The organism is Streptomyces profundus (genome assembly GCF_020740535.1).
In the GTDB taxonomy this organism is placed as follows: Bacteria; Actinomycetota; Actinomycetes; order Streptomycetales; family Streptomycetaceae; genus Streptomyces; species Streptomyces profundus.
Map to the genome: position 1 here is coordinate 6,711,855 of NZ_CP082362.1, position 12,869 is coordinate 6,724,723.

General features: G+C 70.0%; 9 protein-coding genes. 5 read left to right on the top strand and 4 right to left on the bottom strand.

The window, feature by feature from the left end; all coding sequences use genetic code 11:
- Positions 1-13 precede the first annotated feature (13 nt).
- From K4G22_RS28155 to K4G22_RS28170, 4 genes are all read left to right on the top strand, one after another.
- The gene (locus K4G22_RS28155; protein ID WP_228083283.1) at positions 14-454 is read left to right on the top strand and encodes a hypothetical protein; all 441 of its coding nucleotides are present in this window, start codon (positions 14-16) and stop codon (positions 452-454) included.
- Positions 455-468: 14 nt separating this feature from the next.
- Positions 469-1,350 carry a hypothetical protein gene (locus K4G22_RS28160; protein ID WP_228083284.1) on the top strand — a complete coding sequence of 294 codons (882 nt, stop codon included), beginning with the start codon at positions 469-471 and terminating at the stop codon, positions 1,348-1,350.
- A 732-nt stretch (positions 1,351-2,082) separates the two neighbouring features.
- Entirely contained in the window at positions 2,083-6,624 is a 4,542-nt protein-coding gene (locus tag K4G22_RS28165; protein ID WP_228083285.1) for a DUF6531 domain-containing protein, read from the top strand.
- Complete coding sequence (locus K4G22_RS28170) at positions 6,621-7,043, top strand: hypothetical protein (protein WP_228083286.1); 423 nt, start codon at positions 6,621-6,623, stop codon at positions 7,041-7,043. Before K4G22_RS28165 ends, K4G22_RS28170 begins: the two co-directional genes overlap by 4 nt.
- 403 nt (positions 7,044-7,446) lie before the next feature.
- Here the strand turns inward: K4G22_RS28170 and K4G22_RS28175 are convergent, their stop codons facing one another.
- The 4 genes from K4G22_RS28175 to K4G22_RS28190 form a co-directional block, all read right to left on the bottom strand.
- Positions 7,447-9,015, bottom strand: a complete 1,569-nt coding sequence (locus K4G22_RS28175; RefSeq protein ID WP_228083287.1) for a PepSY-associated TM helix domain-containing protein — start codon at positions 9,013-9,015, stop codon at positions 7,447-7,449.
- A gap of 247 nt (positions 9,016-9,262) precedes the next feature.
- A complete protein-coding gene (locus K4G22_RS28180; RefSeq protein ID WP_228083288.1) occupies positions 9,263-9,988 on the bottom strand; it encodes a VOC family protein in 726 nt (241 codons plus the stop codon).
- A gap of 47 nt (positions 9,989-10,035) precedes the next feature.
- A complete protein-coding gene (locus K4G22_RS28185) occupies positions 10,036-10,764 on the bottom strand; it encodes a PadR family transcriptional regulator (RefSeq protein WP_322785142.1) in 729 nt (242 codons plus the stop codon).
- A 383-nt stretch (positions 10,765-11,147) separates the two neighbouring features.
- The gene (locus K4G22_RS28190) at positions 11,148-11,810 is read right to left on the bottom strand and encodes a TetR/AcrR family transcriptional regulator (RefSeq protein WP_228083290.1); all 663 of its coding nucleotides are present in this window, start codon (positions 11,808-11,810) and stop codon (positions 11,148-11,150) included.
- Positions 11,811-11,920: 110 nt separating this feature from the next.
- Here K4G22_RS28190 and K4G22_RS28195 point away from each other — a divergent pair, with 110 nt between their 5' ends.
- Complete coding sequence (locus K4G22_RS28195; protein ID WP_228083291.1) at positions 11,921-12,868, top strand: SDR family NAD(P)-dependent oxidoreductase; 948 nt, start codon at positions 11,921-11,923, stop codon at positions 12,866-12,868.
- The last annotated feature ends 1 nt before the right edge of the window (position 12,869 follow it).

Here is a 12,869-nt window from a genome sequence, read left to right on the forward strand (position 1 = left end):
GCACACTTGACGCATGTCCCCGATCTTCCGGCGACGTCCACGCCGTGCCGAACCCACCGCACCACCGCCGTCGCCGCCCGGTACCGGCCCCGGTACCCCGCCCAAGGACCCCGCGCTGGCCCATGCCTGGTTCTGCGAGCGGCTGCCGCAGTTGCGCGCCCAAGCGGATCTGCACGGCTGGCGACGGGAGTTGGAGGCCCGGGTGACGGCCGTCAGGGAGGGCCGCCCCGTCGCCGAGGCGCTGGACGCGCTGCTGCTCTCCGACCAGGGCACGCTGCGGCACGCCGGCGAGGTGCCGCTGCGGGAGGCGTGGGACAGGGCACCGATCGGGCAACGCTTCCACTGCCCGCGCTCGGCCTGTCCGCCGCGCGCGCGGGCCGAGGACGCGAGCGAGCCATGGTGCCACCTGGACGACCAGCCGCTGCGGGCGACCACCTACCGGCTTGACCCCTAGGCGGGCGACGACACATGGACGGCGTTCTCAACAGCCTTGGCACCAAGTTCGCCGAGCGATGGGTGACCCTGCTGGCGCTGCCCGGAGTGGTGTTCGCACTGACCCTGGCGCTGTCCTGGTGGCTGCACCCGGTCGGCGCGGCCCACGCCCTGGACCCGACCGTGCTCGGCGACCGGCTGGACCAGACCCCGCCCCGCTGGTTGACGCACACCGCACACCGGTTGGTCCTGGCCGCGCTGATGACCCTCCTCGCCGTGGCCTCGGCCGCGGCAGCCACGGAACTCGGCCGCCTCATCGCCCGGTGGTGGCTGGGACGCGGCCGGCTGAGCCAGGCGCTCCTGGCGCCGCTCCGCCGCCGGCGCGTCCGCCGGGCCGAACGCGAGGCGCCGCCGGGCCACCACGTCCCCACGCGCTATCTGCCCGAACGGGCGACCCGGATCGGAGACCACCTGCTGCTCGCGGAGCGGCGCGTGGCGGCCCAGTACGGCGTCCTACTGGTCCGCGCGTGGCCCCGGCTGTGGCAACTGTGCGACGACAACGAGCGCGCGCCCCTTCAGGCCACGTGGGACCGCTACACGGCCGCCGCGGTGCGCTCCGCGTGGGCCCTTGGCTATCTGGCACTGGGCGTCCTGTGGTGGCCGGCCGCGGTGGCGGGAGGAGCGCTGTACCTCTCGGCCTGGGCAGCCGCCCGCCGCGCGGCGGCGGAACTCGGCGTCCTCATCGAAGCGTTGACGGACACCAAGCTCCTGGCCCTCGCGGAGGCCCTGGGCGTCACCCCCGCCCACGGCCGGTTCACCACGGCCGACGGGCAGGCCATCGACGGCATCCTGGACAAGGGATCCTTCCTCCCCGACGCCGTCCCGACCCCCAGCCCTGGTCAGACGGCGCGCCCCTGAGGGGAACGCGCGGCGCGCGGGCGAAGGCCCCGCGTGGGACGTATGCCGGCGGAGCGGTATCCCGACCGGCTCGCCCACCACCAGCGCGAGGCGACCACGAGGACGGCATCGCACCCGGCAGAGCCGCGGCCGACCGGATCGGGCTGTCCATCCCCGGCGGCAGCGGGGGCGAGATCACACCCGCTGTCCACGCGGCTGCTCACACAGCGCCTACGAGAACGCCCTGACCACAGAAGAACCCAAGCTCAGCTGGGGCTTCCGGAAGTGCCCGAGGCCCGACACGACCACCACGCCCACGCCCTGACCGGGCAGACACGGTTCGCCGTGGAGTGATAGGGCAAAGCCGTTGGGGAGGCAGACAGGTTGGTTGAGGGCTCAGCGACTGCCTGGCGCCAGAGGGCCGCGTCTCTGTTCCGGTGAACGTTGAGCCGCTGCCAGCGTCTGGGGAGCAAGCTTCGCCGAGGCTGCGCAGGACAGCGCCCCCGATAGGGCGCCGGCGAAAGGCGGGCGAGGTGGTGAAGGGTCCTTAGGGAGCGAAGAAAGTACGGCCGAGTGACGTGAAGATGCCTGGACGGAGTAGGCGAGAAGGTTGCTCACCCGCGTCTCGGCGGCTGACGGCCCTACCGAGTGCCGGCCCGATCAAACGAACCGTCTGGACGGAAAGTTATCGCCTTTGACGCTGTGTGTCCGCGCTTCCTACGATGCTCCGTAGTCTTCGGCCTGGGGGTGGGCATGGCGCGTGCGTCCGACTGGAGTCCGGTGGACATGGACCGGGATCCGACGCCGGGTGACCCTGACGAGGTCCGCGAGTTGGCGGATGAGTTGCGGGAGTTCGCCGACGATGTCGGCGAGGCGCTGGGGAAGATCCGAGGTTTGGCCTCGGAGCGTGCGGTATTGGACTGGGCGGGATTGTCGGCGGACGCCTTCCGTGCCGAGTTCGATGGTGTGCCGGGAAACCTGACCAAGTTGGAGGAGAGTTACTCCCTCTGCTCGCAGGCGCTCCAGACCTACTGGCCGAAGCTCCAGACCGCGCAGGGCATGGCGGACCGCGCGTTGGACCGGGCGATCTCGGCGCAGGCCGACCTCGCCGCCGCGCAGTCGGCGTTAGACGACGCCGAGGACTGGGTGGGTCGCGCCGGGGACGAGGCCGAACGGTTGCAGCGCGAGGGGGAGCGGGAGGACATCGAGCCGCCGGACGAGGACGATGTCCGTACGGCGACCCGTGACCACCAGGCCGCCGAGGCGGCGGCCGGGGCGGCCCGGGGCCGGGTGAACGACGCGGAGGAGCGGCTGTCCGCCGCCCGCCAACTCGCCCAGGACGCGCAGGAGATGCGCGAGGAGGCGGCACGGGAGTGCACCGGCGACATCGACGAGGCATCCGATGCCGGTATCCAGAACCGGCGGTGGTGGGAGAAGGCCATCAAGTGGGTGACCGACAACTGGGACACCCTCGTCGAGATCTGCAAGGTCATCGTCGCCGTACTCGGTGTCGTTGTCATGATCATCGGTGGCCCTCTCGCGTGGGTGGTCTTCGCTGCGGCCCTCGTCGTCCTCGCCGACACACTGATCAAGTTCGCGAGAGGCGAAGCCGGACTGCTCGATGTCGCGTTCGCCGCCCTCGACTGCATCCCGGGGATGAAGGGCCTTACCACCCTCGGCGGCTTGGCCGCCGGTGTGCGCGGCCTGGCCCGGTCGGGGCTGCGCGGTATGGCGCAAGGAGTGCGTGGCCTGGCCGGCCGCGGCCGGAGCATGCTCACCGACGGGATGGACCAGGCGTACTCCCGTATGCGGAACGCGTTCCACAGCGGTGGTACGGACCCGATCGACCTGGCCACCGGCAAGATGTACCTGCCGCTGACGGATGTGGACTTGCCAGGCACGCTGCCGTTCGCCTTCACTCGCAGGCTGGAGTCCGGCTACCGCTCCGGTCGTTGGTTCGGCCCGTCCTGGTCCTCCACCGTGGACCAACGGCTGGAACTCGACGAGGAAGGCATCGTCCTCGTCACCGAGGACGGCATGCTGCTGGCCTACCCACACCCGAGCCGCTTCGACGAGCCCGTCCTGCCGGCCACGGGGCCGCGTTGGCCGCTGTCCCGGTCGGCGGATGAGGGCTACCAGCTCAACAACCCCATCACGGGGCACACCCGTTCTTTCGCACCACCCGACGAGGCCGGGTTCGCCCTGCTCCAGCGGGTATCCGACCGCAACGGGAACCACGTCGACTTTGACTACGACGCCCACGGAGCGCCGCTGGCCATCCGGCACTCCGGCGGCTACCACCTGGAGCTCACCACCGAGGAGGGACGGGTCACCGCCCTGCGCCTCGCTGACGTGGACCCGGATGGCACGGAAGCACAGATCAAGCGTTACGGCTACAAGGACGGGAACCTCGTCGAGGTATTCACGTCCAGCGAGGTGCCCTTCCGCTTCGTCTACGACGAGCGCCTCCGGGTGACGTCGTGGACCGACACCAACGGGTGTGGCTACGGGTACACCTACGACGACCAGGACCGCTGTGTCGCCGAGGGCGGCGAGGCGGGCCACGTCACCGTCACCGTCGACTACGAGGGCACCGATTCAGCCTGGCCCGGTACGCGGATCACCGCACTCACCACTGCCGAGGGGGCCGTCACCCGGTATGTGATCAACGACCGGTTCCAGGTCATCGCGATCATCGACCCGAACGGCGCCGTCACCCGCGCCGAGTACGACAGCCATCATCACCTCACGTCCTGGACGGACGCGTTGGGGCGCACCACCCGCTACGAGAACGCCCCGACAGGGCAGCCGCTCCTCGTGACGCGCCCCGACGGAGCGTCGATCCACTGCGCGTACGACGCGTCGGCGAAGCCGACCAGCATCATTCAGGCCGACGGCTCCACTTGGCAGCGTGAGTACGACACGCGAGGCAACTGCACGGCGCTGATTGATCCGACGGGGGCCACCACCAGACACACCTTCGACGCGAACGGTCGGCTGACCTCCGTGACCGACCCGCTCGGCGCGACAACCCTGGTCCGCTGCAACGCCGCTGGCCTGCCGGAGGAGATCGTCGATCCCCTGGCCAACCGCGTCACCCGCCGCCACGATGCGTTCGGTCGCATCGTTGAGGTCACCGACCCACTCGGCGGCGTGTCCCGGCAGTCGTGGACGGCGGAGGGCCGCATCGCGCGAAGCGTGGGTCCGGACGGCGCCGAACAGACGTGGGACTATGACGGCGAGGGCAACTGCGTCCGCCACACGGACGCCCACGGCGGAGTCACCACCTACGAGTTCACGCACTTCGATCTGTTGGCGGCGCGCACCGGACCGGATGGCGTGCGGTACACGTTCGCCTACGACCCCGCCCTTCGGCTCACGCAGGTCACCAATCCCCACGATCTGACCTGGGACTATGCCTACGATCCGGCCGGCCGGCTAATCGCCGAGACGGACTTCGACGGTCGACGGATGAACTACGGCCGTGACGCTCTGGGCAGGATGACGTCGCGCGTCAACCCGCTGGGCCAGACCATCCTCTTCCAGTACGACGTCTCCGGCCGGATCGTCACCAAGTCCGTCGACGGCGCGAGCACGGAGTACGAACACGACGCGGTGGGCCGCATGGTGCGGGCCAGCGGCGCGGGCTGCGAAGTGCTTCGCGAACATGACGGCCTGGGCAGGGTGGTCGCCGAGACCGTCGACGGCGAAACGGTGTCGTTCACCTACGACGCGGCCGGGCACCGCCTGTCCAGGGACATGCCGAGCGGCGCGAGCGCGTGGTACGCCTACGACGCGGCCGGGCGCAGGACTTCCCTGACGACCGCCGGCCGCACCCTGTCCTTCACCCACGACGCGGCCGGCCGCGAGGTCTCCCGCCTCGTCGGTGAAGCCCTCACCATGAGCCAGGTCTGGGACCCGGCGGGACGGCTCTCCGAGCAGTCCGTCACCGCGGCGGGTGGCCTCGTGCAGCATCGCGCGTACGCCTACCGAAACGACGGCCAACTGCTCGGCGTCGACGACCACCTCCGTGGGACCAGTCAATTCGCCCTCGACGACGCGGCCCGCGTGGTCGAGGTGGACGCGCGGAACTGGAGTGAGACGTACGCCTACGACGCCGTCGGCAACCAGATGCGTGCGAGCTGGCCGGCGAACCATGCCGGGGCCGACGCACGAGGTGAGCGCGTCCACGCCGGGACGCGCCCGGTCCGAGCCGGGTCGGTGGCCTACGAATACGATGCCGCCGGCCGCATCACCACACGCCGCAGGACTCGCCTCTCCCGCAAGCCGGACGTGTGGCGCTACACATGGGACGCGGAGGACCGACTCACCACCGTGACCACCCCGGACGGCACGGTGTGGCGCTACCGTTACGACCCGTTCGGCCGACGGATCGCCAAGCAGCGAATGGCGGCCGACGGGACCGCCGTTGTCGAGGAGACGCGGTACGCGTGGGACGGCGGGACAGTTGCCGAGCAGACGACGACCGGGAGTGCTCTGGCCCATCCGGTGATCCTCACCTGGGACCACGACGGCACTCAGCCGCTCGCCCAGACGGAGCGTCGCGTCGATCAGGCGACGGGCGAGGAGATCGACGCTCGCTTCTTCGCGATCGTCACGGACCTGGTGGGCGCGCCAACCGAGCTCGTTGACGAAACGGGACAAGTGGCGTGGCGGTCCCGAAGCACGGTCTGGGGAGTTACCACCTGGCCCTCCCACAGCCGCGCCTACACCCCGCTGCGTTTCCCCGGCCAGTACTTCGACCACGAGACGGGACTCCACTACAACGTCAACCGGTACTACGACCCGGAGACCGGCGGTTACCTGTCCGACGACCCGCTCGGCCTGGCCCCCGCGCCCAACCCTCGGGCGTACGTGACCAACCCGCACACCCGGTCCGACCCCCTCGGCCTCGCCCCCTATCAGCGGTACCGCACCGACACCCGACCCACGGAAGAGATCTTCGACCGCGGTTTCGAACCGCGGGGCGACAACATGAACTTGGAGGAGCACGTCGCCGGCCTGGGCGGTCAGTACTATCCCGAGTCCGGGTACGTGGGTACCACGGATTCCCTCGGGCACGCGCAGGACCGGGCTCGCGGTTCTGACAGATACATCTACGATATTCGCGCGAACGACGCCGGAGTCGACGTCAACGCCAGGTTGCCGGACAACCCAAGCGGTCACGAGCGGGAGCACGCGTATCCGCGGAACCTCGATCCGTCGGAGATCGCCGGTGCGTGGGACCCCTCCGGCAACTACAGGGAGAACCCCAACTTTGGAGGGCGGAGATGACCGAACAGGTCTCCATCAAGGCGGCAGGGCCCGATGGCCGGCGGGAGACCGTGCGCCTGACTCACTCAGATCAGCCGCCCTACGCCATCACCCTGCACCGTGCGGCCGGCGGCGACGAAACGTACGAGGGAAGCAACCTCTTCGTCTGCCTGACCGAACTCCGCAAGGAGTTGGAGCGGGACGGACTCCTGCTGTGCTGCCAGGGTGCACGGGGCGATGTCACCCCCTCCGGTCTGGAGAGCCAGATGACGGGAGGAAGGTACGTGTACACCTTCACCCCGGGGGAGCGGCAGGTGAACCAGGAGTACGTGGACATCTTCGCCCCGGCCGCGTACGAGGACGTCGTCACGGTGGCGGAGCAACGGGCCGCCGTGCTCGCGTTCCACGGCCTGCCGGACACGGGCTGGGAGCCTCGCTGAACGGTGACCACGAGGTCGGATCAGCCGAGGCTCGGGACCTGCGGAGACGTCACGCACCCCGTCCGCGGACGACGAGCGCCTGGGCTTCGCGTCGCCTCACTCTCGGCTCGTGGAGGCGTCGAGGGCGCAGTCGATGGCGGTGTCCGTACGTCATGGGATCTGCTCGGGCCGTGGTGAACCGCGCAACGAGCCCTGCGGGCATAGCCGGGCGATGAGGGGAGCCCCAGGGTGATTCAACCGTTCGTGCGGGACTGGGACCGAGGCCAAGGAGCGAGCTGCGCAAGAACGTGGGGACGCAGGTGGCGGGCGGGTGGCCGTTGAGTGCGGTGTGTTCGCGGTGGTGGGGGGCGATCGCCCCGCACCACCTGGGCGGCCGATTGGCCGGCGCCGAACGTGTCCGGATCTATGGTCCGCCGGGGCGTTCCCCTTCCGCAGTGGCCGATTCCCCGGCCTCGGCCGGCGCCGGCTTCCTGGCGGCTCCCCGGCGGTGGTGGAGTAGCCCGAGGGCGGCGTCGACGGTCAGGAACGCCAGCAGCGAGAGGCCGAGCAGCGGAACGTACCAGCCGAGCACGGCGGCGACCGCGAGCAGCGGAAGCAACACGGCCCATGGCGCACCGCGCCAGGCCCCGCGTCGGGGTGGACGTCCCCAGGTCAGGGCGCCGCCACGGGTGGGGCGGCGCAGCCACCACATGCGGTAGCCCAGCACGATCAGGGTCATCAGGGAGAGCGCGACGCCGATCAGCACCAACTGGTTGGGAAGGCCGAAGAGCAGGCCCATGTGCCCATCGACGCCCCAGCGGGCGAGCTTGGCGACGACGCTGTAGTCGTCGAAGCGGACGGTGTCGGTGATCTCGCCGGTGGTGGGGTCGACGGCGACAGCGTCCACCTGTGTGGGCCACTGGGCCTGGACCTCCTTGACGGCGAAGGCGGCGCCCGGTTCGGTCGGGTAGACGATCTCGACGGGGTCGCGCAGCCCGACGGACCGGCCACTCTCCAGCGCCTGGCCCGCGGTGATCTCCTGGCTGTGCGCCTCGTCCTGCCCGTGCGCGCCGTGCTCGGAGTGGTCCCCGTGCTCGGAGTGCTCGCCGTGGTCCCCGTGGTCCTCGCCGTCGTCCCGGCCGCCGTGGGTGGAGTGGCCGGAGCTGTCGCCGGCACCGGGCGGGGAGGTGTCGACGGCCGGGGTCTGCCAGGACATCTCACCGCGGAGTTGGGTGATGTGTTCGCCGGCGTGCTGGGACCAGGTCAGCCCCGTGACGGAGAGGAAGCACAGGACGAGTGCGACCCACAGGCCGATCGTGCCGTGCCAGGTGAGCGTTGCCCTGCGCCCCTTGAGTCCGCGTTCGGGTAGCAGCGTTCGGCGTACCCTGCGCCGGGTGCGGCGTTGACCGATCCACAGCACGATTCCGACCAGAGCTATCACGCCCAGCCAACTGGCGGCGAGTTCGCTGTAGTGGCGGCCGAACTCGCCCAGGTGCAGGTTGCGGTGGAGTTCGTCGATCCACCAGCGGAACGGAAGAGCGCTGGAGGACCCGTAGGCCGCCAGATCGCCCCTGACCTCGGCTGTGTAGGGGTCGACGAAGATGGCGAGTTGCTGGCTGGGACCCAACTCCGGGGCGTCCAGCAGCACGCGGGTCGTTGTCCCCTCTTCGGACGCCGGGCGCACCGCGTTGACGGTCCGCTCCGGGAACTCGGCTCGTGCCGCCGCTATCTGTTCGTCGATCGGGAGGTGCTCCTCGCCGACCGGAACGTTCAGTTCGTGGTCGTAGACGAACTTCTCGACCTGGATGGAGGCGGCGTAGAGCATCCCGGAGAACGCCGCGACAAACAGGAAGGGGGCCACCAGGAGCCCCGCGTAGAAGTGCAGTCGCAGCAGGAGGGGGCGCGGGGACGTTCGCTTGGAGCGGGGTGGCTCCGGGCCGGCGTCGGCCGTACGGCTCTCGTCATCCTCGCGCGTCTCGGGTTCGGTCGCCATCGCGCACCACCTCTGCTTCGGACAGGACTGGCCGATGTTCGACCGGTTTCGCAGTAGTAGTCGAAAGAGATGGTGCTCTCGTTCCCGGCGAACCCAGGTGCTCTCGTTCTGTCTCTCCCATGTGGGGGCGCTGGGGACATCGGAGCTGGGGCGGGGTGGTACGAACATGGGCGCGTCCTGCGACCAGGAGACGCCCGGGACGGGTGTCCTGCTCGCCCTCCCCCACCCACCTGTCCGAACAGCACACCTAGGGCGCGAGTCCGACGACGGCCTCCAGGTCTTCGAGGCCGGCCAAGTGTGTGGCGAGTTCGCCGCGTTCGGCTTCGGTGAGGGGGACGGCGCGGGCGCGGGTGAGGGCGTCGACCGCGGCGGTGGTGTCGTCGGCGCGGATGGCGAGTTCGGCGCGGTAGGCCAACGCCTCGACCAGTTCGGCGGCCGGTGCGCAATCCTGCTCCCGGGCCAGCGTGGCGTCCAGGATCTTCGCCGCCTGCTGATTGTCGCCCTTGGAGTCGCCGAGCACGACGGCGTTCTCCAGCGCCCTGGCCAGCTTGCCGACCGCGGGCGCACCGATGCCGCCGGTACCCGGGGACCGGAAGATCCGGATCCAGTTCCCGCCGGGGTCGATGACCGTGAACCCGGAGTAGTTGTCGGCGTTCTTGCGTTTCCGCGGGCGGGTCATCCGCGGGATCCCGGAGACCAGGAGCTTGCCATGGACCGCGCGCATGCCCGCGGCGAACGCCTCGAAGAGCTGTTGGGTGTCCGGCACGATGACCACACAACTGCCGTAGGAGTCCTCGGGCCTGAAGTCCGGCAGGCCGAAGAACTGCAACTGGAGGTCTTCTCGCCGCAGGCCCACGCACGGGTACGGGCGGACCTGGTAGTAGGTCTGGGTGAAGCCGAGCATGGTGTAGAACTCGACGATCTCGTCGATGGATCCGCACGGAAGCAGCGGGACGGTTATCTCGTGGGCCATGACATCGCTCCGTCTCGAAGGGAAGGTTCCGCCGATGCTCGCGGCTGCTACGCGGCCGGCTGTGCGGGGCGGCGGGTGGGGGAGCCAGGCTCGCCGGCCATGCTGAACGCGCCCTCTTCCAGACGGTGGATCAGCCGCCCGGTCCACCGGGCGCCGGCATCGGCGGTCGCCAGCCACAGCGAGATGACCTCGCCCACCGGGCCCCAGGCGGCCAGCTCCGTGTCCGCGGGCAGGTGTGCGGTGATGCTGGTGCGCCAGTCGCGCATCGCGTCGGCTCGGGTGCGCAGGACCTGTAGGGCCTGCCCCCGGGGCAGGTCCTCGATGAGGCCCACCGCGGCACACAGGACGTCCAGCCTCGGCTCGCGGTCGGCCAAGGCCCGACGCAGGAGGCTGAGGTACTCCTGCTCGCCCTTTTCCGTGAGCTCGTACTCGATCCTCGGCGGGCCGCCGGCGACCGAGGGATCCGCATCGGACGTCGCCGCCAGCAGGCCCTGTCCGGCCATGCTCCTGAGCGCGTGATACACCGAACCCGATGTGGCGGTGGACCACTCGTGCGCGCCCCAGGACTCCAGATCCGCGCGAATCTGATAGCCGTGTGCGCGACCGCCCCTGCGTAGGGCTCCCAGGACCAGAAGTCGTACCGGCTTCATCGCGCCCCGTCCGCCTGAATAGTCAAATTTGACTACTGGGTGAAGCGTACTCCGCCTCGGGCGCGCTAGCCAAATTTGGCTACGCCCAGCTCCATCAAACTGTTGGGGTACCAAGTGCCGCCGCATTCCTGGCGGGGTCCCGTCGTATCGCGACGGGCTGCCATGGAAGGGGCCTGCACACCCACCGCGATCAGGCGGAGCGAGTCTTCGCCGTCTGACCACCGCGGGAGCCGGAAGCGGCTACACGACAGCCACCAAAACGGGGACGAGACCTGCGTTCGGCACAGCGCGGCGCATCCGGGTCTGCCCCATCGAACCGAAGACTCGTGTCCGTTCTGCCCGTTCCGCCCCGCCGTGGACCCAGTGCGCTGCCCCGCCCCCAGCCCGTCAGGTCACGCACCCGCTGCGCTGCCACCGACCGCGTGTCCTCGATCGCATCGTGTTCGGGCGCTTCCCCTTGCGGCGAGCCCGGGGTCCCGCCGTCCGGGCGTGAGAGATGCCGGGGCAGGTCAGCTACGGGGCAGCACGCCCAGGAGGGTCGCGGTCAGGGCCTGCCGCAAGTAGTCCTCCAGCTCCAGGTGGAAGCGGGCCAGGTCGGGCTCGGCCTGGTAGGCCGCCCGCAGGCTGGGCGGGGGAGTGCCGTACGCCGGCAGTGCGCCGGCCGTGAGCATGGTCTGAAGGCTGAACAGTGTCGCGTTCTCGCCCAGCTCCGGCAGGTGCTTCCGGAGCAGGGCGGTCATGGTCGTCAGACGCTCCAGGGAGGCGCGCTTGTAGCGTGCGACGACCTCGACGGAGACGTTGTGTTCCAGGACGCCGCTCTGTGCGCCGAAGAGGTCGCACATCACCATTCGGTCGGAGAGTGAGCGGCTGAGGGTCTCGGCCACCGCTGCCGCGCGCTCGGTCATGGGCAGGTCTTCGTCGATGCCGGCCAACTCGCCTGCCAGTTCCGTCAACCACTCCCGCAGGAAGTGGTCCAGCAGTTCCAGCAGCACCGCCTCGCGGGACTCGAAATAGCGCAGCACGTTCGGCTTCGCCAGGCCCACCCGGCGGCTGAGCTCGTTCAGGGTGACCGCGGCCACGGGCATCTCGTCGAGCATCGCCGACGCCGCGTCGAGGATCGCCCTTCTGCGGATCTCGCGCTGCTCTTCGGTTCGCGCCCGCTGGAAAGTCACGAGCGCCAGCCTAGCTTGCGTACCTGCGGTACGTTGACAATGTACCGGGAGTACTTTAACGTCGTGGATGCAAGATACCTTCGGTACTTAGTTGGCTTTGGGAGTCCGACATGAGTGAGAAGTGGACGACGGCGAACATCCCGGACCAGAGCGGGCGGGTGGCCGTCGTGACCGGGGCCAACACCGGACTCGGGTACGAGACGGCCAAGGCGCTCGCCGAGCGCGGGGCGTCCGTGGTGCTCGCCGTGCGCGACGTCGAGAAGGGCGAGCGGGCCGCGGCCCGCATGACGGGCGACGTGACCGTGCAGGCCCTGGATCTGACCTCGCTCGACTCCGTCCGCACCGCGGCGGCGGCGCTGCGGTCCCGGCACGCCCGGCTCGACCTGCTGATCAACAACGCCGGCGTGATGTACACCCCGAAGCAGACCACCCGGGACGGCTTCGAGACGCAGTTCGGCACCAACCACCTCGGCCACTTCGCGCTCACCGGACTGCTGCTGGACCTGATGCTGCCGGTGCCCGGCTCCCGCGTGGTGACGGTCAGCAGCACCGGCCACCGCATCCGGGCCGCGATCCACTTCGACGACTTGCAGTGGGAGCGGTCCTACAGCCGGGCCGCCGCCTATGGCCAGTCCAAGCTGGCCAACCTCATGTTCACCTACGAGTTGCAGCGTCGGCTCGCCACGCACGGCACGACCGTCGCGGTGGCCGCGCACCCTGGACTGTCCGGCACCGAGCTGGCCCGCAACACCCCAGCCGCCGTCCGGCTTCCGCTCACCTGGCTCGCGCCGGTGATCACCCAGCCGCCCGCGATGGGCGCGCTGCCGACCCTGCGTGCCGCCACCGACCCCGCCGCGCTCGGCGGCCAGTACTACGGCCCCGGCGGACGCAACGAGGTCAAGGGCCACCCCCGGCTGGTCACCTCCAGTCCGCAGTCGTACGACGCAGCCGTCCAGCAGCGGCTGTGGGCCGTCTCCGAAGACCTCACCGGGGTGCGGTTCCCCGTCGTTCAGTCCAAGCAGAACTCGCTTCCCTCCGGGTCGACCATCACGAGTTGAC